Annotated in this window: 19 protein-coding genes and 1 tRNA gene; 15 read left to right on the forward strand and 5 right to left on the reverse strand. The window is 71.5% G+C overall.

All coding sequences use genetic code 11. The features are described from left to right. Nucleotides 1-25 precede the first annotated feature (25 nt). Genes EDF28_RS13205 through ccsB form a run of 3 tightly spaced genes read left to right on the forward strand, consistent with a single transcriptional unit; the run spans nt 26 to nt 3,451 of the window. Nucleotides 26-724 (forward strand): cytochrome c biogenesis CcdA family protein, encoded by a 699-nt coding sequence (locus tag EDF28_RS13205; protein WP_123292336.1) that lies wholly within the window; start codon nt 26-28, stop codon nt 722-724. Next, nucleotides 708-2,417 carry a cytochrome c biogenesis protein ResB gene (locus EDF28_RS13210; RefSeq protein WP_260154964.1) on the forward strand — a complete coding sequence of 570 codons (1,710 nt, stop codon included), beginning with the start codon at nt 708-710 and terminating at the stop codon, nt 2,415-2,417. The genes EDF28_RS13205 and EDF28_RS13210 overlap by 17 nt, the downstream gene beginning before the upstream one ends. Nucleotides 2,418-2,422: 5 nt before the next feature. Next, nucleotides 2,423-3,451 (forward strand): c-type cytochrome biogenesis protein CcsB, encoded by a 1,029-nt coding sequence (ccsB, locus tag EDF28_RS13215; RefSeq protein WP_123938775.1) that lies wholly within the window; start codon nt 2,423-2,425, stop codon nt 3,449-3,451. Between the two features lie 119 nt (nt 3,452-3,570). Here ccsB and EDF28_RS13220 read toward each other — a convergent pair whose 3' ends face one another. Continuing rightward, entirely contained in the window at nt 3,571-4,560 is a 990-nt protein-coding gene (locus EDF28_RS13220; protein ID WP_123938609.1) for an o-succinylbenzoate synthase, read from the reverse strand. Between the two features lie 133 nt (nt 4,561-4,693). Here EDF28_RS13220 and EDF28_RS13225 point away from each other — a divergent pair, with 133 nt between their 5' ends. Genes EDF28_RS13225 through EDF28_RS13240 form a run of 4 tightly spaced genes read left to right on the forward strand, consistent with a single transcriptional unit; the run spans nt 4,694 to nt 8,255 of the window. Continuing rightward, on the forward strand, nt 4,694-5,104 hold the full coding sequence (locus tag EDF28_RS13225) for a hypothetical protein (protein WP_123292094.1): 411 nt from the start codon (nt 4,694-4,696) through the stop codon (nt 5,102-5,104). A 22-nt stretch (nt 5,105-5,126) separates the two neighbouring features. Next, on the forward strand, nt 5,127-6,056 hold the full coding sequence (locus EDF28_RS13230; RefSeq protein ID WP_111084280.1) for a 1,4-dihydroxy-2-naphthoyl-CoA synthase: 930 nt from the start codon (nt 5,127-5,129) through the stop codon (nt 6,054-6,056). Nucleotides 6,057-6,072: 16 nt separating this feature from the next. Next, nucleotides 6,073-7,203: an AMP-binding protein gene (locus EDF28_RS13235; protein ID WP_123938610.1), complete on the forward strand. Its 1,131-nt coding sequence runs from the start codon at nt 6,073-6,075 to the stop codon at nt 7,201-7,203. Nucleotides 7,204-7,253: 50 nt separating this feature from the next. Continuing rightward, nucleotides 7,254-8,255 carry a 1,4-dihydroxy-2-naphthoate polyprenyltransferase gene (locus tag EDF28_RS13240; RefSeq protein WP_123938611.1) on the forward strand — a complete coding sequence of 334 codons (1,002 nt, stop codon included), beginning with the start codon at nt 7,254-7,256 and terminating at the stop codon, nt 8,253-8,255. Between the two features lie 12 nt (nt 8,256-8,267). On the opposite strand, the gene EDF28_RS13245 is transcribed toward EDF28_RS13240, so the two are convergent. Continuing rightward, nucleotides 8,268-8,603 (reverse strand): DUF4229 domain-containing protein, encoded by a 336-nt coding sequence (locus EDF28_RS13245; RefSeq protein ID WP_123292098.1) that lies wholly within the window; start codon nt 8,601-8,603, stop codon nt 8,268-8,270. A 64-nt stretch (nt 8,604-8,667) separates the two neighbouring features. Between EDF28_RS13245 and EDF28_RS13250 the strand changes: the two genes are divergently transcribed. Both EDF28_RS13250 and menD read left to right on the forward strand, forming a co-directional pair. Continuing rightward, nucleotides 8,668-9,024, forward strand: a complete 357-nt coding sequence (locus tag EDF28_RS13250) for a PLD nuclease N-terminal domain-containing protein (RefSeq protein ID WP_131921755.1) — start codon at nt 8,668-8,670, stop codon at nt 9,022-9,024. 49 nt (nt 9,025-9,073) lie between these two features. Beyond that, nucleotides 9,074-10,762 carry a 2-succinyl-5-enolpyruvyl-6-hydroxy-3-cyclohexene-1-carboxylic-acid synthase gene (menD, locus tag EDF28_RS13255; protein ID WP_311394741.1) on the forward strand — a complete coding sequence of 563 codons (1,689 nt, stop codon included), beginning with the start codon at nt 9,074-9,076 and terminating at the stop codon, nt 10,760-10,762. A 19-nt stretch (nt 10,763-10,781) separates the two neighbouring features. Here the strand turns inward: menD and EDF28_RS13260 are convergent, their stop codons facing one another. After that, nucleotides 10,782-12,041 carry an isochorismate synthase MenF gene (locus tag EDF28_RS13260; protein WP_123938612.1) on the reverse strand — a complete coding sequence of 420 codons (1,260 nt, stop codon included), beginning with the start codon at nt 12,039-12,041 and terminating at the stop codon, nt 10,782-10,784. 108 nt (nt 12,042-12,149) lie between these two features. Here EDF28_RS13260 and EDF28_RS13265 point away from each other — a divergent pair, with 108 nt between their 5' ends. The 4 genes from EDF28_RS13265 (at nt 12,150) to EDF28_RS13280 (ending at nt 16,631) form a co-directional block, all read left to right on the forward strand. After that, nucleotides 12,150-12,941, forward strand: a complete 792-nt coding sequence (locus EDF28_RS13265; RefSeq protein ID WP_111084274.1) for a demethylmenaquinone methyltransferase — start codon at nt 12,150-12,152, stop codon at nt 12,939-12,941. A 32-nt stretch (nt 12,942-12,973) separates the two neighbouring features. Then, a complete protein-coding gene (locus EDF28_RS13270; RefSeq protein ID WP_123938613.1) occupies nt 12,974-14,050 on the forward strand; it encodes a polyprenyl synthetase family protein in 1,077 nt (358 codons plus the stop codon). A gap of 86 nt (nt 14,051-14,136) precedes the next feature. Beyond that, nucleotides 14,137-15,510, forward strand: a complete 1,374-nt coding sequence (locus EDF28_RS13275) for an FAD-dependent oxidoreductase (RefSeq protein WP_123938614.1) — start codon at nt 14,137-14,139, stop codon at nt 15,508-15,510. A gap of 5 nt (nt 15,511-15,515) precedes the next feature. After that, a complete protein-coding gene (locus EDF28_RS13280) occupies nt 15,516-16,631 on the forward strand; it encodes a heparan-alpha-glucosaminide N-acetyltransferase domain-containing protein (protein WP_123938615.1) in 1,116 nt (371 codons plus the stop codon). Between the two features lie 40 nt (nt 16,632-16,671). Here EDF28_RS13280 and cls read toward each other — a convergent pair whose 3' ends face one another. Together cls and EDF28_RS13290 are read right to left on the reverse strand one after the other, a co-directional pair. Further along, entirely contained in the window at nt 16,672-18,132 is a 1,461-nt protein-coding gene (cls, locus tag EDF28_RS13285) for a cardiolipin synthase (RefSeq protein ID WP_123338849.1), read from the reverse strand. Nucleotides 18,133-18,137: 5 nt separating this feature from the next. Then, nucleotides 18,138-18,626, reverse strand: coding sequence for a YajQ family cyclic di-GMP-binding protein (locus EDF28_RS13290; RefSeq protein WP_111084269.1), 489 nt, complete (start codon nt 18,624-18,626; stop codon nt 18,138-18,140). 136 nt (nt 18,627-18,762) lie between these two features. On the opposite strand from EDF28_RS13290, the gene EDF28_RS13295 reads away from it, so the two are divergent. Then, nucleotides 18,763-18,847 (forward strand) — tRNA-Tyr (locus tag EDF28_RS13295). A 58-nt stretch (nt 18,848-18,905) separates the two neighbouring features. Beyond that, a complete protein-coding gene (locus EDF28_RS13300; protein WP_123938616.1) occupies nt 18,906-19,727 on the forward strand; it encodes an inositol monophosphatase family protein in 822 nt (273 codons plus the stop codon). Nucleotides 19,728-19,785 lie beyond the last annotated feature (58 nt).

Here is a 19,785-nt window from a genome sequence, read left to right on the forward strand (position 1 = left end):
CGCCGAGGCGATCCTGAGCGGCCAGATGGCCGTCGCGCTGCCCGTGGCGGCGCTCGCGGGACTCGTCTCGTTCCTGTCGCCGTGCGTGCTCCCGCTCGTGCCCGGCTACCTCGGGTACGTCGGTGGGATCGCCGAGGGCGGGCAGCGCCGCGGGCGGGTCGTGCTCGGCGTGCTCCTGTTCATCCTCGGCTTCACGGCGGTCTTCGTCGCGTACACGACGGTGTTCGGCGCGCTCGGGTTCTGGCTCGTGCGCTGGCGCGACCTCATCACGCAGATCCTGGGCGTCGTCGTCATCGCGATGGGGCTGGTGTTCGTCGGCCGGTTCACGTTCATGCAGCGCACCATCAAGCCGAGCTGGACGCCCGCGACCGGACTCGTCGGTGCCCCGCTGCTCGGCATCGTGTTCGGCCTCGGCTGGACCCCGTGCCTCGGCCCGACCCTCGCCGCCATCAACCTGCTCAGCGTGCAGTCGGGCAGTGCCTGGCAGGGCATGTGGCTCGGCGTCGCGTACTGCCTGGGCCTCGGCATCCCGTTCGTCCTCGTCGCCCTCGGGGCCGGCTGGGCGACCGGTGCGATCCGCGCCGTGAAGCGGCACATGCGCACCGTCAACATCATCGGAGGAGCGATCCTGATCGTCATCGGTCTGCTCATGGTCACCGGAATCTGGTCGGCCGTCATGTCGAGCGTCGGGGCGGTGATCCAGAGCTTTGTCCCCGCGGTCTGATCCCGAAACCGAAGCGACGGGCGCCGACACCGCGTCGGACCCGCAGCGACCGTCCGACCACGTCGACGGCTCCGGACCCGGCGACGCCGGCATCAACCAGCCGAAGCTCGGCTTCGTCGGCACGCTCCGGTTCTTCTGGCGACAGCTCACGAGCATGCGCACCGCGCTGTTCCTGCTCATGCTGCTCGCCCTCGCGGCGATCCCGGGCTCGCTCGTGCCGCAGCGTACCGCCGACCCGAACGGTGTCGTCCAGTACAAGGCCGACCACGCCACGCTCTACCCGATCCTCGACAAGCTGCAGGTCTTCGACACCTATACGTCGGTGTGGTTCTCGGCGATCTACCTGCTGCTGTTCGTCTCCCTGATCGGCTGCATCGTGCCGCGCACGAAGCACCACTGGCAGGCGCTCCGGACCCGTCCGCCCCGGACCCCCGTCCGCCTGACGCGACTGGCGGGCTTCCGCACCGTGGCGGTGCAGCCCGACGCGATGATCGACGGCACCACCGGGATCGACGTGACCACGGGCCTCCCGTCCAGCGAGCACGCGGTCACGCGCGCGATGGCGATCCTGAAGCGCGCCGGGTACCGCGTCGAGCGCTTCGGCGACTCGGTGAGCGCGGAGCGCGGCTACCTGCGCGAGACCGGCAACCTGGTGTTCCACGCGGCGCTCGTCGGTGTCCTGCTGGCCGTCGGTGTCGGCGGCGGGTTCGGGTTCACCGGCCAGCGGCTGCTGGTCGAGGGGCAGACGTTCTCGAACGTCCTCGGCTCCTACGACTCGTTCAACCCGGGTCGCTGGTTCCAGCAGACCGACCTCAAGGGCTACAACCTGACGCTCGACAAGTTCGTCACGAAGTACGAGGAGCGCAACCTCGACGCCCTCGGCCAGGCGCTCGACTACTCGGCGACCGTGACGAGCAAGGAGAAGGGCGGCGAGTCGACGACCAGCCGCCTGGGCGTGAACGACCCGCTGCACGTGGGCGGCACCAACGTCTACCTGCTCGGCAACGGCTACGCGATGAACGTCACGGTGCGCGACGGCGAGGGCAACGTGGCGTTCCAGGACGTCGTGCCGTTCCTGCCCGAGGACGCCAACTACACGTCCACCGGCGTCATCAAGGTGCCGGACGCGCTGCCGGACCAGCTCGGCATGGTCGGGTTCTTCTACCCGACGGCGTCGAAGCTCGCCTCGGGTGCGTACACGAGCGCCTACCCGGACACGCAGAACCCGCTGCTGACGCTGCAGGTCTACACCGGCGACCTCGGCCTCGACAGCGGCGTGCCGCAGAGCGTCTACACGCTCGACACCAAGGGCCTCACGCAGATCGCCGGCCGTCAGTCCGACACGGCGAGCATCGCGCTCGAGCCCGGGCAGACCAAGAAGCTGCCGAACGGTGCCGGGTCGATCACCTTCGACGGCGTCAAGCGCTACGTGTCGCTCGACGTGCACCACGACCCGTCGCAGGCGTGGGTCGCCGCCTTCGCGCTGCTCTCGACGCTCGGGCTGCTCACGTCGCTCTTCGTCCCGCGCCGACGCGTGTGGGTGAAGGTCGTCCCCCGCAAGGGCGCAGAGCACGGCGAGTACGACTTGGAGTACGCGGGCCTCGCCCGCGGTGAGGACCCCAACCTCGAACGGGCCGTCGCGGACATCGCACAGCGCCACACGTCGGACCTCGGAGTTAGGATGCCCCAGTGAACGACATGACCACGAACCTCGCGACCTACTCGGTCGTGCTGACGTACTCCGCGATGGCGGTCTACGTCATCGCGTTCATCTCGTTCGCGCTGGACATGGCGAAACGCTCCGGCGAGGTCACGGCAGCGGCGAAGAACGCTGGTGCCGACTCGGACGACGCTGCGGCGACCGCCTCGGTGGGCGCGGCCCGCTCGGCGAAGACCGTCGCCACCGTCCGGGGCGGCACCGTCGTGCTCGAACCGGTCGCGGCACCCCCGGCGAACGCCGGCGGCTCGGCCGCGCGCGGCACGAAGTTCGAGCGCGTCGGCATGGCCATGACGATCCTCGCGCTGGTGCTGCACGTCGCATCGGTGGTCCTGCGCGGCATCGCGGCCGACCGTGTGCCGTGGGGCAACATGTTCGAGTTCTCGCTCACCGGCACGGCGCTCATCACGCTCATCTTCCTGCTCGTGCAGTTCTGGCAGAACCTGAAGTTCCTCGGCGTCTTCATCACCGGGCTGACGATCATCCTGCTCGGCATCGCGACGGTGAACTACTGGGTGCCCGTCGTTCCGCTGCAGCCGGCGCTGCAGTCGTACTGGCTCGTCATCCACGTCTTCGTGGCGATCGCCGGCACCGGGTTCTTCGCGCTCGGTGCGGGGCTCGCGGTGGCGCAGCTCGTGCAGACGTACCGCCAGGGCCGGACCGCCTCGGGCAAGCTCCGCTTCATGGCGACCCTGCCGGACGCCGACCGCCTCGAGGTCCTGACCTACCGCGTCCTGCTCGTCGGCTTCGTCCTCTGGACCTTCACCCTGATCGCCGGTGCGGTCTGGGCGGAGCGTGCCTGGGGCCGGTACTGGGGCTGGGACACCAAGGAGGTCTGGACCTTCATCATCTGGGTCGTCTACGCCGGGTACATCCACGCCCGTGCGACCCGCGGCTGGCGCGGTGCGCGGTCGTCGTGGCTGGCGCTCATCGGCTTCGCCGCCGTGATGTTCAACTTCTCGGTCGTGAACGTCTTCTTCAAGGGCCTGCACAGCTACTCGGGCCTGTGAGCGACGCGCGTCACTGACGCGGCTCTGGTCGCGACCAGGACCGGACGGGAGGCACGGTGCCAGCTGGCACCGTGCCTCCCGTCCGTCGTCCGGTCGCGTGCAGGGCCGGGAAGACGGGTCTACGCGGCGGCCAGTACGGCGTGCACCCGCGCCACCCGCGCGAACCACCACGCCGTGCGCTCCGGCGACGCGGCGTTCCGGTCGAGCAGGTCCGCCGACACCGCGACCCGTCGCACCGGCACGCGGCCCCCGACCGGCAGCAGCGGGTCCACGGTGACGTCGGACGCGAACATCGCGGCGGTCCCGAGCCCGGCTGCGTACCCCGGGGACATCGCAGCCGCGGCGAGGAACGCGCCCATACCGAGCCCCACCGAGGTGTCGAGCGCGCTGGAGACCACGCACGGCAACCCGGCCTCGGCGATGACCGTCCGCGCCGCGGTGACGCCCCCGAGCGGTTGTGCCTTGACGACCAGGACATCAGCCGCTCCGGCTCGTGCGACGGCGAGGGGGTCGGCGGCCTTGCGAACGCTCTCGTCCGCGGCGATCCGCACCCCGAGGCCGTCGATCCGTGCCCGCAGCGCGGCGAGCTCCGGCACGGTCCGACAGGGCTGCTCGGCGTACTGCAGGTCGAAGGGGGCAAGGCGTTCGAGCGCCTCGGTGGCCTGGTCGACGCTCCACAGTCCGTTGGCGTCCACCCGGACGGCGGCCGCGGGGCCCATCACCCGTCGGACCTCGGCGACCCGGGCGACGTCCTCGTCGACGGTGGTGCCGGGCTCGGCGACCTTGACCTTGGCGGTGGTGCACCCGGGGTAGCGCGCGAGCAGTGCGGCGACCTGGTCCGGGGCGATCGCCGGCACGGTGGCGTTCACCGGCACCGAGTCGGCGGCGGCCTCGTGCTCGGTCCAGCCGAAGTCGATCGCGCCCCGGAGCCACGCGGCGGCCTCGGCGTCGGCGTACTCGACGAAGGGTGAGAACTCGGTCCAGCCCGAGGGGCCGCGGAGGACGAGCGCCTCGCGCGTGGTGATGCCGCGGAACCGCACCCGCATGGGCAGGGCGACCACGTGCGCGTCGGCGGTGAGTTCGGCGAGGTCGGGGAGCACGTCGGCCATCCTCCCACCGCACCCAGGGCACCTGCCGGTTCCTCGGAGGGGACCGCCAGGGCAGGGCATTAGCATGCATCGGTCGGCCTCGGTCGGCACTGGTCACGACCCGGATCGAACCGTCCGGAACGAGGGAGGCGCGGTGGCGCGGGAACCGCAGCAGCGTGCGCAGCGCCCCGGTCGCGACACCGACGAGTTCGCGCGGCTCATGCAGCAGAACACCGTCGACGTCCGCCAGACGGCAGGTCGGAAGCGCCGCAGCCCGATCGTCGGCAAGATCGCCCTCGGCCTCGCGGTGGTGTCCGCCGCGGTGGACGCCAGCGCCTTCGCGGTCTTCATGGGCGGTGACACCGAGTTCGCGTTCGGGATCTGCTTCGTCGTGGTCTTCCTGACCCTCATCGCGGCGGTGCTCGGCTTCGTCGCGGCCGTCGGTGGCCTCGGCCGGTGGTACGGGGCGATCGGTGTCGTGGTGGCCTTCTTCGCCAACCCGGTGATCCTCATCGTGATCCTCGTGTTCGTCGCACCCGAGGTCCTGACCGGCATGGGCGCCTGACCGGCGGCGGTACGTTGGGGGCATGGCTGCTCCCGTCTCCGACCTGTTCGACCCCGACGTCTGGACCGCGGCTCCGATCGCGGAGCAGTTCACGGACATCACGTACCACAAGCACGTCTCGAAGGGGATCGTCCGGGTCGCGTTCGACCGGCCCGAGGTGCGGAACGCCTTCCGTCCGCGCACCGTCGACGAGCTCTACCGGGCGCTCGACGACGCCCGCCAGGACCCCCGCGTCGGCGTCGTCCTGCTGACCGGCAACGGTCCGAGCCCGAAGGACGGCGGCTGGGCGTTCTGCTCCGGCGGCGACCAGCGCATCCGGGGGCGCAGCGGCTACCAGTACGTCGGCGACGAGGGTGCGCCGCCCGAAGGAGTCGACCCCGCCGCCGCGCAGGCGTCGATGGGACGACTGCACATCCTCGAGGTGCAGCGCCTGATCCGCATGATGCCCAAGGTCGTCATCGCCGTGGTCCCCGGCTGGGCAGCCGGCGGCGGGCACTCGCTGCACGCGATCTGCGACCTGACCATCGCGAGCGCCGAGCACGGCAGGTTCAAGCAGACCGACGCCGACGTCGGGTCGTTCGACGGCGGGTACGGCAGCGCCTACTACGCCAAGCAGATCGGCCAGAAGTTCGCGCGCGAGGTCTTCTTCCTCGCGCAGGAGTACTCGGCGCAACGTGCGTACGAGATGGGTGCGGTGAACGCGGTCGTCCCGCACGAGGACCTCGAGCGCGAGGCGATCCGCTGGGGCGAGATCGTCCTCGGCAAGTCCCCGACGGCGATCCGGATGCTCAAGTACGCGTTCAACGCCGTCGACGACGGCATGGTCGGGCAGCAGGTCTTCGCGGGCGAGGCGACGCGGCTCGCCTACGGCACCGACGAGGCCGTCGAGGGCCGCGACTCGTTCCTCGAGAAGCGCGCCCCCGAGTGGACGTCGTTCCCGTGGCACTACTGAGCCCGGCGGTGCCGGCATGAGCCGTCCGCTGGTCGCGCTGGGCACGTCGGATCCGCTGGCGGTGCTCCGCGGCCTGGAGGCAGCGCTCGCCGGCGGCCCCGCGCTGCTCCCCGTCGCCGAAGGGGCACCGGCGCTGCCGACCCTGCCACCGGCCGAGGTCCGGCAGCGGGTCGCCCTGGTGGTCGAGACGAGCGGGTCCACCGGCACCGGCAAGCGCGTGGCCCTCTCGTCCGAGGCGCTCCTCGCCGGTGCCGCAGCGGCGGACGCAGCGCTCGGCGGACCGGGCAGCTGGGTGCTGGCGCTGCCCACGCACTACATCGCGGGCCTCAACGTCCTGACCCGCTCGATCGCCGCGGGGACGACGCCGGTCGTCGTGGCACCGGGGCACTTCGACGCCACGGCGTTCGCGGACGCCGCGGACCAGCTCGTCACCGGCCCTGCGGCGCCCCGTCGCTACACGTCGCTCGTCCCCGTGCAGCTCGCCCGCGTGCTCGACGACGACCGCGCGACGGCTGCGTTGGGCAGGTTCGACGCGGTCCTCGTCGGCGGGCAGGCGACCCCGGCGGCGCTCCGCGAGCGAGCGGTCGCCGCAGGCGTGCGCATCGTGACGACCTACGGCGCCAGCGAGACGAGCGGCGGCTGCGTGTACGACGGCGTGCCGTTCGGGACCGTCCGCACCGCGGTGGTGGACGACGAGCTCCAGTTGGCGGGTCCGATGCTCGCCGAGGGGTACCTCGGCGACGAGGACCGCACGGCCGCGACGTTCGGCGAGCGCGACGGCCTGCGCTGGTACCGCACGGGGGACGCCGCCACGGTGTCGGACGGGGTGGTCCGGGTGCTCGGACGCCTCGACGACGTGGTGATCTCCGGCGGCGAGAAGGTCCGGCTCGGCGCGGTGGAGCGGCTCGTGCGCGACCTGCCCGACCAGCACGGCGCAGTCGTCACCCGACGGGCCTCGGGGGAGTGGGGCGAGGTGCCGGTCGTGGTCACCGAGCGACCGCTCGACCTCGACACCGTCCGGTCCCACGTGGGCGACGCCCTCGGCCGAGCCGCACGTCCGGCCGCGGTGGTGGTGGTCGACCGGCTGCCGATGCTCGCGTCCGGCAAACCCGACCGGCGGGCGATCCAGGACCTGGCGTCCTCGTAGGCCCGCGCGTCGGCACCGCGGTGCAGTGCGACGCGGCGCGGATAGGATCGGTGGTCGTGGCACGAACGAAGAACACGACGCACAAGCAGGGCCGCTCGGGCAACCCGGCGAAGGCTGCGACCCCGGTCCGCTCGAAGCGCCGGGCGACCGCGCGGGACTGGATCGGCGGGGCACGACTCCGCACGCTGACGCTCGGCGTCGTCCCCGTGGTGCTCGGCACCACCGTGGGCTTCGTCGACAGCGGCACCACGGGCGACTTCGGTGCGTTCCTGGCGCAGGACGGGCACCTCGCCATCGCGCTGCTCGCCCTCGCGGTGGCACTGTTCCTGCAGATCGGCGTGAACTACAGCAACGACTACTCCGACGGGGTCCGCGGCACCGACGAGTACCGCGTCGGCCCCGCTCGACTGACGGGGGCCAGCCTCGCGAAGCCCGGCACGGTGCTGACCGTCGCGCTGACGTTCTTCGGGCTGGCTGCCGTCGCCGGGATCGTCATCGTGGTGCTCACCCAGCTGTGGTGGCTGCTGCTCGTCGGCGCCGCGGCCATCGTCGCCGCGTGGTTCTACACCGGCGGCAAGAAGCCCTACGGGTACAACGCGCTCGGCGAGGTCTTCGTCTTCGTGTTCTTCGGACTCGTCGCCGTGCTCGGCACCCAGTACGTGCTCATCGGCCAGGCCACCACGAGCGGGTGGGCCGCCGCGGTCGCCGCCGGGTTCTTCGCCTGCGCGGTCCTGATGGTGAACAACATCCGCGACATCGACGAGGACCGTCTCGCCGGCAAGCGCACCCTGGCCGTCGTCGTCGGACGACCGGTGGCACGGGTGCTGTACGGCCTGTTCCTGCTGCTGCCGTACGTCGTGCTGCTCTGGTTCGTCCTGCTCTACTTCCGCACGGGCTTCACGTACTTCTCGCTGCTGCTGGCCCTGCCGGCGCTCGCGATCGGGGTGTCGTCCCGCAAGCCCCGTGAACTCATCACGGCACTGCAGCTGTCGTCGTTCGCCTCGCTGGTCTTCGGCGTCGTGCTCGGCATCACGCTCGCCGTCCAGCCGTAGGACTCCGCCGGACTACTCCGCGTCGGTGTCCCGGCGCGCGGCGTGCCGGTCGGCGTCCGACACCGGGCGCACGGTCGGCGTGTCCGCGGCGTCGGTGTCCGCCGCGTCGACGAAGTCGTCCTCGAAGTCGGTGTCCGCATCGCGCTCCGGGCCACCGCGGCGGTTCGCCAGGCTCAGGGCGACCTTGGTGCGGAGTCCGGCGAGCGCGATGTAGGACACCAGCAGCCCGACGAGGGCGGCGATGATCGTCGCCCAGTACCAGGGCATCGGGGTCAGGAGCCGGAGGAGCACGAGCGCCGCCGCGAAGATGCCGAGCCGGGCCAGGGTGTACAGGAGCCACGCTTTCACCCTGCGAGTCTACGGACGGCCGACCGGCAGGGTCGTCACAGGCTCGCGACCTAGACTCCTGGGCATGGTCCGCTTGTGGTTGATCGTCGTCGTCGCCGCTGTCGCCTTCACGGTGTACGCGGCCATCGACTGCGCGACGATGCCCCGCGAACGTGTCCGATCCCTCAGGCGGGGTGTCTGGATCCTCCTCGTGATCGTCCTCCCCGTCCTCGGTGGGGTGCTCTGGTTCCTGCTCGGCCGCTCGCCGGCGTCCCCGGGCACGACAGCCCGGTACCGTGGACCCGAAGACGACCCGGACTTCCTCGGCACCACGCCCGTTCCGGGGGACACCCTCACGGACAAGGACCAGGACGACGCGACCCTCCGAGACCTCGAAGACCAGTTCCACGACCGAGACGACGACGGCCGCACCGATCGCTGACGGTCCCGCCGGATCGGGCAGTCCGGCGACGGACGCTGCCCTGACGCTGCTGCAGGAACTCGTCCGCGCCGGCGTCACCGATGTCGTCGTCAGTCCGGGCTCGCGATCCCAGGCCCTGGCGCTCGCGGCCGTCGCCCTCGAGCGAGCCGGCGGCCTGACCGTCCACGTCCGGCTCGACGAGCGCACCGCCGGGTTCTTCGCCCTCGGGCTCGCGGTGGAGTCCGGTCGACCGGCCGCCGTCGTGACGACCTCGGGCACCGCCGTCGCCAACCTGCACCCTGCCGTCCTCGAAGCGCACCACTCCGGTGTGCCGATGATCGTGCTGAGCGCCGACCGGCCGGACGAGCTCCGCGGCATCGGCAGCAACCAGACCACCGTCCAGCCGGGGATGTTCGGCGACGCGGTCGCCTTCGTCCGCGACGTCGAGGCGCCCTCTGCGCACGGAGCCGACGCCTCGGTGCGTGCGGCGCTCCGCGACCTCGCCCGCCAGGCAGTCGCCGCGGCCGCCGGACACACCGGACAACCGGGGCCAGCGCAGCTCAACGTCGCGTTCCGTGAACCCCTGTCCGCCGGCCTCGACGCCGAGCGCGTGCAGGGCGTCTCCGACGACGAGGTCGACACCGCGTTCGCCACCCGTCGTGCGCACGGCGGACTCCCGGTGGCCGAGCTGTCGCCGGACGACGAACCGGGCACGGTCGTCATCGCCGGGCACGACGCCGGCGAGGACGCCGAGCGCATCGCGTGGGAGCTCGGCGCGCCCCTGCTCGCCGAGGTCTCCAGCGGCGCACGGTTCGGCCGGAACCTCGTCGTCACCTACCGCGAACTCCTGCGCGACCAGGACTTCGGCGGCGTGGTCCGTCGTGCCGTCGTGCTCGGTCACCCCACCCTGAGCCGTGAGGTCCCGGCGCTCCTGCAGCGGCAGGGGGTCGAGACGTTCGTGGTCCGCGGACACGCGGCCGACCCCTTCGACCCGGCCCGCGCCTCCCGGCCCTCCGACACCACCTTCGTGTCCGACGTCCGCGTGACGGGCCGGACCCGGCCGGAGCACCGTGCATGGGTCGGGCGCTGGGTCGGTGCGAGCCGTCAGCTGTTGGGCGACGGTGACGCCGGACCCGACCTCGGCGCCAAGCGGTCAACGGACCGCGCCGAACGCAACAAGTTCCTGCGCGACGAGGTCGCCCTCCGTCGACGACCCGTCGACCGCGCGATGCTCGCCGACGCCGTGTGGGGCGTGACGTGGCCGCACGACCGGCTCGTGTTCGGCGCCTCGCAGATCATCCGCGTCGCCGACGGGCGCGTGCTCGGCAAGAAGATCCGGGTGCACGCGAACCGCGGGCTCGCCGGAATCGACGGCACCGTGTCGACGGCGCTCGGGATCGCCGCGGCCCTCGAACAGTCGTCGGCGTCGGTCGGCACCACGCGCGTGCTGCTCGGCGACCTGACCCTGCTGCACGACCTCGGGGCGTTCGTCACCGGCACCGAGGAGCGCACGCACCGGGTCCAGGTCGTCGTCGGCAACGACCACGGCGGCGCGATCTTCCGCGGGCTCGAGGTGGCACGCACCACTCCACCGGAGGACATGCGGCGGATGATGTCGACGCCGCAGCACGTCGATGTCGAACGTGTCGTGACCGGCCTCGGCTGGGAGTACCGCCGCGCGGAGACGTGGGGCGACCTCGAGCGGGTGCTCACCGATCCGGCCGAGCGGGTCGTCATCGAGGTCCCGCTGGCCGACTGACGCGTGGCCGCCGCGCCGCTCAGGCCAGCGCGTCGGTGACCGGTCGGAACTTCAGGGCGGTCTCGGCGACCTCGCGCGCCGGTTCCGAACCCGCGACGACGCCCGCGCCCGCCCAGGCCCGGACGGTGCCGTCGTCGTCGATCCGGGCGCTGCGGAGCGCCAGCATCCACTCGCCGTCGCCGGTGGCGCTCATCCAGCCCACCGGGCCGGCGTAGCGACCGCGGTCGACGCCCTCGAGGTCGGCGACGAGCCGGACGGCCACGTCGGTGGGGGTGCCCGCGACGGCGGCCGTCGGGTGCAGGGCGTCGGCGACGTCGAGCGAGGTGGTGTCCGGCGGCAGGGTCGCCTGCACGTCGGTCGCCAGGTGCCACAGGTTCGGCAGCTGCAGCCGGAACGGCTCGGGGTCGGCGCGCAACTCGGTCACGAGCGGGCGGAGCGAAGCGAGCAGGCTGTCGATCGCGAACGCGTGCTCCTCGACGTCCTTCGCGCTGGCGGCAAGGGCTTCGGCAGCGGCACGGTCCGACACCTCGTCTTCGCCGCGTGCGGCGCTGCCGGCCAGCACCCGCGCCGTCAACCGGGTGCCGTCGGTGCGGGCGAGCGTCTCGGGGGTCGCACCGACCAGGCCGTCGACCGCGAAGGTGACGCACTGCGGGTAGGCGGCGGCGAGGTCGAGCAGCAGGGCGCGGTGGTCGGCGTCCGCTGGCATCTCGCCGACGAGGTCGCGGGCGAGGACGACCTTCTGCGCGCTCCCGGCGGCGATGCGTCGCACGGCCTCGGCGACGTTCGCGGCGTAGGCGGCCTCGTCGATCCGGCCGGGGTGCAGCGCGACGGAGACGTGTGGTCCGACGTGGGGGACCGGCACCGAGGTCCGCGTGAACGTGAGCGGCTCGGCGCCGACGGTCGTGTCGATCGCCGTGAGCCAGGCCTTGCCGCGCCGACGGCCGATGACCACGCGCGGGACGATCAGGACGCTCTCGTCGGCGGAGTCGTCGGCGAAGGCGAAGGAGCCGAACGCGACCAGGCCGGAGCCGCGCAGCTGCACCGGGTCGTCGACGACGGCCGACTCCACGACGGTGCGCCAGACCGCGGCGGCGTCGCGCATCCGGTCGGGGCCGGTGAACGTGAACCGCAGCGCCTCCCCGATGCCGACGATGCCGTCACCGTTCCGGACGAAGGCCAGGGGACGGTCGCGCAGGGCGTGGCGGAGGACGGTGCCCGGGTCGTCGAGGATCCGGGTGGAGACCGTCAGCGGGGGCGCCGCCGTGGTGGTTCGGGTCACGGCTCCGATGCTACGCGCGGTCGGTGGACCACCTGGCCGCGCGCTCGACGAGTGGGCCGTTGCTGCGAGTCCGGTGAACGTACGGTCGGGACCTCTAGGATTGGTCGGGTGAGCAGAGCGGACCTGAACAAGCGGCCGGACGAGGTGGCGGCGATGTTCGACGACGTCGCGGCCAAGTACGACCTCACGAACGACATCCTGTCGGCGGGCAACGCACCGCTGTGGCGTGTCGCCACGGTGCGGGCGGTCGACCCCCAGCCCGGCGAGAAGGTCCTCGACATCGCCGCGGGCACCGGGACGAGTGCCGCGGCCTTCGCGAAGAAGGGGGCCGAGGTCAGCGCGCTCGACCTCTCCGCCGGCATGATCGCGGTCGGTCGCGAGCGGCACCCCGAGATCACCTTCGTCGAGGGCGATGCCGAGCACCTGCCCTTCGACGACGACACGTTCGACGCCGTCACGATCTCGTTCGGGCTGCGCAACGTGAACGACCCGAAGCAGGCGCTCGCCGAGATGCTGCGGGTCCTCAAGCCCGGCGGCCGAGTGGTCATCTGCGAGTTCTCGACCCCGCCGCGTGCGCTGCTGCGCCTCGGCTACGGCACCTACCTGAAGCGCGTGCTCCCGGGCATCGCGAAGCTCTCGAGCAGCAACCCCGCCGCCTACCGCTACCTCGCCGAGTCGATCGACGCGTGGCCGGACCAGCAGGTCCTCACCCAGTGGCTGCGCGGCGTCGGCTTCTCCGTGGTCGCCTACCGGAACCTCACGGCCGGTATCGTCGCACTGCACCGTGGCCGCAAGCCCGTCGCCGACACGGTGCGCGAGTCCGCGGCCCGTCGTGCGAAGGCACGCCGCGACCACCAGACCACCGGCGAGCAGCCGCGCGTCGACCCGGCCGACGACTGACCGGTCACCATCCCCCGAAGACGGAGCAGCACTTGAATCCGAGCGTCCCGGTCGCACGTCGCGCGCCGAGCCTCCGCGCCTCGCTGGGCATCGGCGAGCGGTTGTTCGCCACGCCCGCCGACCGCCGCTTCATCGCCGCCGTCGACGACGGTCTCGAGCTCGTCGAGCAGGGGCTCGAGGACGCCATGCGTTCCACGGACACCCTCGCCGACACCACGAGCCGCTACCTGCTGTCCGCGGGCGGCAAGCGGATCCGTCCGACGCTGACGCTGCTCATCGCGCAGCTCGGCGACGGGGTGACCGACGCCGTGGTCAAGGCCGCCGTCAGCATCGAGACGACCCACCTGGCGTCGCTCTACCACGACGACGTCATGGACGAAGCGCCCGTCCGCCGCGGGGTCCCCGCAGCGCAGATCACGTACGGCAACAACGTCGCGATCCTGACCGGCGACCTGCTCTTCGCCCGCGCCAGCCTCATCACCGCCGACCTGGGTACCGAGGGCATCCGGATGCAGGCCGAGACCTTCCAGCGCCTCTGCATGGGGCAGCTGCACGAGACCACCGGCCCGCAGCCCGACGACGACCCGGTCGAGCACTACATCCAGGTGCTCAGCGACAAGACCGGTTCGCTCATCGCGACCGCCGCCCGCGCCGGTGTCATGTTCTCCGGCGCCGACCGTGCCTACCTCGACGCCGTCGGGACCTTCGGCGAGAAGGTGGGCGTCGCCTTCCAGCTCGTCGACGACGTCATCGACCTGGCACCGGCGACGGACAAGACCGGCAAGATCGCCGGCAACGACCTCCGTGCCGGCGTCGACACCCTGCCGATGCTGCACCTGCGTCGGCACGCGGCGACCGACCCGGCGGCGCAGGACCTCGTCCTGCGCATCGAGCGCGACGTGAACGGCGCCCCGGACGACGCGGTCGGCTCCGCGCCGTACCAGTCGGCCGTCGCCGCACTGCGTGACCACGAGGCGACCGCGTCGACGCGCACGGTCGCGGTCCGCTGGGCCCGCGAAGCCGTGGACGCCCTCGCCCCGCTGCCCGACGGCACCGTCAAGCGGGCACTCACGCGCTTCGCCGACTCCGTCGTCGACCGCAGCCGCTGAACACCACCCGCGACCGGACGACCCCACGGTCGCCGCGCGGGACGCACCACCGGGAGCACCCCACCCGAACGAACTGGAGACGATCAGTGCCCACCCTCCGAATCGCCATCGTCGGCGCCGGACCCGCCGGCATCTACGCCGCGGACATCCTGCTGCGCGAGGCCCACGGACACGACGTGTCGATCGACCTGTTCGAGCAGCTCCCCGCGCCGTACGGACTCGTCCGCTACGGCGTCGCCCCCGACCACCCGCGGATCAAGGGCATCGTCAACGCCCTGCGCGACGTACTCGACCGCGGTGTCGTCCGGCTGTTCGGCAACGTCCGCTTCGGCGAGGACATCACCCTCGAGGACCTCAAGAAGCACTACAACGCGGTCGTCTTCTCGACGGGCGCGATCAAGGACGCCGACCTCGACGTCCCCGGCGTCGACCTCCGGGGCTCCTACGGTGCCGCCGACTTCGTCAGCTGGTTCGACGGCCACCCCGACGTCCCGCGCACCTGGCCGCTGACCGCGGAGAGCGTCGCGGTGATCGGGGTCGGCAACGTCGCGCTCGACGTCTCCCGCATCCTCGCGAAGCACGCCGACGACCTGCTGCCGACCGAGATCCCGGCGAACGTGTACGAGGGCCTCAAGGCGTCGCCCGTCACGGACGTCCACGTCTTCGGCCGCCGTGGTCCCGCCCAGGTCAAGTTCACGCCGCTCGAGCTCCGCGAGCTCGGCGAGGTCCGTGACGTCGACATGGTCGTCTACGACGAGGACTTCGACCACGACGAGGCGTCGAAGACCGCGATCGCCACGAACAAGCAGGTCACGGTCATCAACCGGGTGCTCGAGCAGTGGCGCACCCGCGAGACCGGCCAGGCGAGCCGGCGGCTGCACCTGCACTTCTACGCGAAGCCGACCGAGTTCGTCGGCGACGAGCAGGGCAACCTCACCGCGATCCGGTACGAGCGCACCCGGCCGAACGGCGAGGGCGGTGTCGAGGGCACGGGCGAGATCCGTGAGATCCCGATCCAGGCGGCCTACCGTGCCGTCGGCTACTTCGGTTCCCCGCTGCCCGGGCTGCCGTTCGACGAGCGCCACGGCGTCATCCCGAACCACGAGGGCCAGGTCCTCGACGACGACAACCAGCAGATCCCGGGCGTCTACGCCACCGGCTGGATCAAGCGCGGCCCGGTCGGGCTCATCGGGCACACGAAGTCCGACGCCATGGAGACCGTGCAGCACATCGTCAACGACCAGGCGAGCTGGTGGACGCCGGAGGACCCCTCCGAGGGTGCGATCCCGGCCCTGCTCCGCGAGCGTGGCGTCGAGTACACCGACCTCGAGGGCTGGCACCACCTGGACACCCACGAGCTCGCGCTCGGTGCTGCCGAGGGCCGTGAGCGCATCAAGGTCGTGCCCCGCGACGAGATGATCGACGCGTCCCTCGGTCGCGTCGACGTGCCCACGAACTGACACCGATGACCGACACGCGCCCCGTCCCGCCCACCGCGGTGCGGGGCGCGTCCGTGTCCGGCGTGCGACTGCAGGGCGTCGACGTCGCGCGGGCCGTCGCGTTGCTCGGCATGATGGCCGCGCACATCGGCGGCATCGCGGACCAGCTCGACTGGTCCGATCCGTCGACGTGGTCCGCCGTGGCGCACGGGCGCCCGTCCACGCTGTTCGCCGTCCTCGCCGGCGTCTCGATCGGCCTGACGAGCGGTCGCACGACTCCGCCAGGGCCCCCGACGATCGGGCGGGTCCGGGCGCGCCTGGCGATCCGCGCCGCGGCCGTCGTCGCAATCGGGTTCGTGCTCATCGGCCTGGACACCCCGGTCTACGTCATCCTGCCGACGTACGGAGTGCTGTTCCTGCTGGTGATCCCGGTGCTCCGGGTCCGCCCGGCGTGGCTGCTCGCCATCGCGGGCGCCTGCGCCGTGTTGTCGCCGATCGTCGCTGTCTCGACCGCACCGGCCTACGCCGACGCGGGCATGGTCGGACAGCAGCTCGGCTTGGTCTACCCCGTGGTCACCTTCCTGGCGTACGTCCTGGTCGGTCTCGCCGTCGCCCGGGCCGGGCTGGAGATGCGGGGCACGCAGGTCGTGCTCCTCGCGTCCGGCGCACTGGTCGCCGCCACCGCGTACGTCGTCGGCACGGTCCTCGCGCCGCTTCCGTCCGGGGCCGCGTTCGCGTTCCCGGGGGTCCCGTACGCCGCCGAGGGCAGCACGCCGGCCGAGGCCCTCGCCCAGCTCTTCCTGTCACCGCGCGACCACTCGTCGACGACGGTCGACGTGGTCGGCACCGCTGGGGTGGCGGTGGCGGTCATCGCGCTCTGCACCCTGGTGTTCGACGGGCGCGGGCGGGTCGCCGAGCGGATCGCGTTCCCGCTCGCCGCCGTCGGGTCGATGCCCCTGACGATCTACTCGGGACACCTCGTGGTGATCGCGATGCTGCCCGAGTACCCGGAGTCGGCCGAGGCGTGGGGCTGGTTCGCGCTGGGCTCGGTCGTGTTCGCGATGGTCTGGCGCCGGTTCCTCGGCCGGGGCCCGCTCGAGCGGGCCGTCGCGGCTCTGGCGTCCACCGTCCCGATGCGCTGAGCGCCCCTGCCGGGGCCGAGCCGCGCCTCCCGGTCGTCCGCTACTGCAGCGCTGCCGTGAGCCGCGCGACGTTGTCGAGCACCTTGGACCGGCGCGGACGGTCGACCCACTCGTCGAGCGTCAGCTCGAAGCTGTGCTCCTTGTAGGCGTCCTGCACCTCGCGCAGGGCATCGACGAAGCGGTGGCCCCGGACCATCACGGAGACCTCGAGGTTCAGGCTGAACGAGCGCATGTCCATGTTGCTCGACCCGATCACCGACACCTCGTCGTCGATGGTGAAGTGCTTGGCGTGCAGGATCGTCGGTGCCCGGTAGAGCCAGATCCGCACGCCGGCGCGGAGCAGTCCCTCGTAGTACGAGCGCTGCGCGTGCCACGTCATGGCGTGGTCGCCCATCTCGCCGACGAAGAGCTCGACCTCGACGCCGCGCTGGGCGGTCGTCGTGATGGCGTAGAGCATCGAGTCGTCCGGCACGAAGTACGGCGAGGTGATCGACACCTTCTTCTGCGCCGAGTAGAGCAGTGCGTTGAACAGGCGCAGGTTGTTCTCGCCGTCGAACCCGGGCCCGGACGGCACGACCTGGCAGTCGAGGGCGTCGCCGCGGTCGGCCCGCTGGACGGGGTCGCTCTCACGGAGCAGCAGTTCGTCGGTCTCGCTGTACCAGTCGGTGACGAACAGGGCGTTCAACCCCGCGACGACCGGTCCCTCGAACCGGGCGAACAGGTCCTTGTAGACCATGCCCTTCTCGATGTGCGACTTGATGTCGTACGAGGGGTCGATCAGGTTCTGCGACCCGGTGAACGCGACCGAGCCGTCGATGACCATGATCTTCCGGTGGTTGCGCAGGTCGGGGCGCTGGAACTTCCCCTGCAGCGGCAGCAGCGGGAGCATGAGGTGCCACTCGATGCCGGCGCGGTCCATGAACGCCAGCGTGTCCTTGTACCCGGGGTAACCGCGGCTGGCCCAGTGGTCGAGCAGGAACCGGACGGTGACGCCGCGGGCCTGTGCACGGGCGAGCGCGTCGAAGAACGGTCGCGTGGTGTCGTCGAGCGTCGCGATGTAGAACTCGACGTGCACGAACCGGCGCGACTGGTCGATCGCCCGGGTCATCTCCGCGATCGACTCCTCGGAGTCGGGGTAGAGCTCCGCCGAGTTGCCGCCGACCAGCGGCATCGCGCCGAGTTCGCGGTTCAGTGTGGTGATGCTCTCGAGCCACAGCGGCCACGGGTGGTCACGGCGCACGCGTTCGATGCCCTCGGTCTGTTCGAGGATGTACGCGTTGATCTCGGTCTGCTTCTCACGCCGGGCACGCGGCAGCTTCGTCGACCCGATGACGAGGAAGACGATGAAACCGATGTAGGGGATGAGGAAGATCGCGAGCAACCAGGCGGTCGCCGTCTGCGGCTTCCGGTTGATCGGGACGTAGATGATCGAGAAGACGCGGATCGCCAGGTCCAGCAGGACGGCCAGGACCGTGATCGCGACGGTGAGCCAGTGCTCCACGGACGTCAGCGGAAGTTGATGTACTGCAACGGGACGTCGAACTCTTCACCCTTGAGGAGCTGGATCGTGTTCTGGAGGTCGTCGCGGCTCTTCGAGGAGACCCGCAGTTCGTCGCCCTGGATCTGGCTCTTCACGGTCTTCGGTGCGTTGGCGCGCAGGAACGCGCCGATCTTCTTCGCGACGTCCTGCTCGATGCCGTTCTTGAACTTCACCTCGATGCGGTACTCCTTGCCCGAGGGGTAGGGGTCGCCGGCGTCGAGGCTCTTCAGGCTGATGTTGCGCTTGATCGCCTTGCTCTGCAGGACGTCGAGGACGGCCTTCGCGCGCTCTTCCGAGTTCGCCTTGATGAGGACGTCCTCGCCGCTGAAGGCGACCGACGCGTCCGCGCCCTTGAAGTCGTACCGCTGCTCGATCTCCTTGGCCGCCTGGTTGAGGGCGTTCTCCGCCTCCATCTTGTCGACCTTGCTGACCACGTCGAAGGAACTGTCTGCCATGCCGGACAGCCTAACGGCGGACGGGAGGCCCGGTTCGGCTCCGGCGGTCGGCTCGCGGTGGTCACGACCACCGTTCCGGATCCGCTATGCTTTTGTGCGCGCCTTCGGTTGGTGATCACACCGGCTGGGTGCGCATGGCAAGTTACCCAAGCGGCCAAAGGGATCTGACTGTAAATCAGCCGGCGTAGCCTTCGGGGGTTCGAATCCCTCACTTGCCACCATCGCGAAAGCCCCGTCCGGGTCGGACGGGGCTTTCGTCGTCCCTGGCAGGATCGGTGCATGGCATCCGACCTCGCTCCGTCCCAGTTCGCCGACCTCGCCGAGACGATCGCGCGCGAAGCGGCCACGCTCGCCGCACGACGACGGGCCGAGGGCGTCGAGGTCGCCGACCGGAAGTCGAGCATCGTCGACGTGGTCACGGCGGCGGACCGCGAGGTCGAGGCGCTCATCCGCGCCCGGATCGCCGAGGCCCGGCCGGACGACGCGTTCCACGGCGAGGAGTCCGGCTCGGCGTCGGGGGAGTCGGGCATCACCTGGGTCGTCGACCCGATCGACGGCACGGTGAACTACCTGTACGGCAGCGCCGAGTACGGCGTGAGCATCGGCGTCGTGCGGGGTTCCGCCGACCCGACGACGTGGGAGCCGATCGCCGGCGTCGTGGTGGCCCCCGCGACCGGGGTGGTGTTCCGTGCCGCCGCCGGACAGGGCGCCACCCGCGACGGCGTCCCCCTGTCCGTCAGCGCTCCGGCCTCGCTCGCCGAGACGCTCGTGGCGACGGGCTTCGGGTACACGGCCGACCGGCGCCGCGAGCAGGTGTCCGTGCTCGCCGGGCTGATCGGCGAGGTGCGGGACATCCGGCGCGGGGGAGCGGCGTCGCTCGACTGCTGCGCGGTGGGTGCCGGGGTCGTCGACGCCTACTACGAGCGCGGGATCAACCCGTGGGACATGGCCGGCGGCTCCGTCGTCGCGCGCGAGGCCGGAGCGTCGGTCCGCATCTGGGAGGCCGGCGGCACCCGTTCCTTCCTGTTCGCGAGCCCCGCGGTGGCCGACGACCTCGAGGCGCTGCTGCGCGGGCTGGAAGCGGAGGCGCTCGGCATCTGAGGTCCGTCGGTCCCTCGGTCTGGGGGTGCCCGGTGGACATGACCACGACTGGCGACGT

It is taken from the genome of Curtobacterium sp. PhB137 (genome assembly GCF_003814955.1).
Classification (GTDB): domain Bacteria; phylum Actinomycetota; class Actinomycetes; order Actinomycetales; family Microbacteriaceae; genus Curtobacterium.

Coding starts and splice junctions, on each gene's coding strand:
- EDF28_RS13280 (WP_123938615.1), top strand. CDS start 15,516: ATGACCGACACGCGCCCCGTCCCGCCCACCGCGGTGCGGGGCGCGTCC.
- EDF28_RS13300 (WP_123938616.1), top strand. CDS start 18,906: ATGGCATCCGACCTCGCTCCGTCCCAGTTCGCCGACCTCGCCGAGACG.
- EDF28_RS13220 (WP_123938609.1), bottom strand. CDS start 4,560: ATGGCCGACGTGCTCCCCGACCTCGCCGAACTCACCGCCGACGCGCAC.
- EDF28_RS13230 (WP_111084280.1), top strand. CDS start 5,127: ATGGCTGCTCCCGTCTCCGACCTGTTCGACCCCGACGTCTGGACCGCG.
- EDF28_RS13235 (WP_123938610.1), top strand. CDS start 6,073: ATGAGCCGTCCGCTGGTCGCGCTGGGCACGTCGGATCCGCTGGCGGTG.
- EDF28_RS13250 (WP_131921755.1), top strand. CDS start 8,668: ATGGTCCGCTTGTGGTTGATCGTCGTCGTCGCCGCTGTCGCCTTCACG.
- EDF28_RS13290 (WP_111084269.1), bottom strand. CDS start 18,626: ATGGCAGACAGTTCCTTCGACGTGGTCAGCAAGGTCGACAAGATGGAG.
- ccsB (WP_123938775.1), top strand. CDS start 2,423: ATGACCACGAACCTCGCGACCTACTCGGTCGTGCTGACGTACTCCGCG.
- EDF28_RS13205 (WP_123292336.1), top strand. CDS start 26: ATGGCCGTCGCGCTGCCCGTGGCGGCGCTCGCGGGACTCGTCTCGTTC.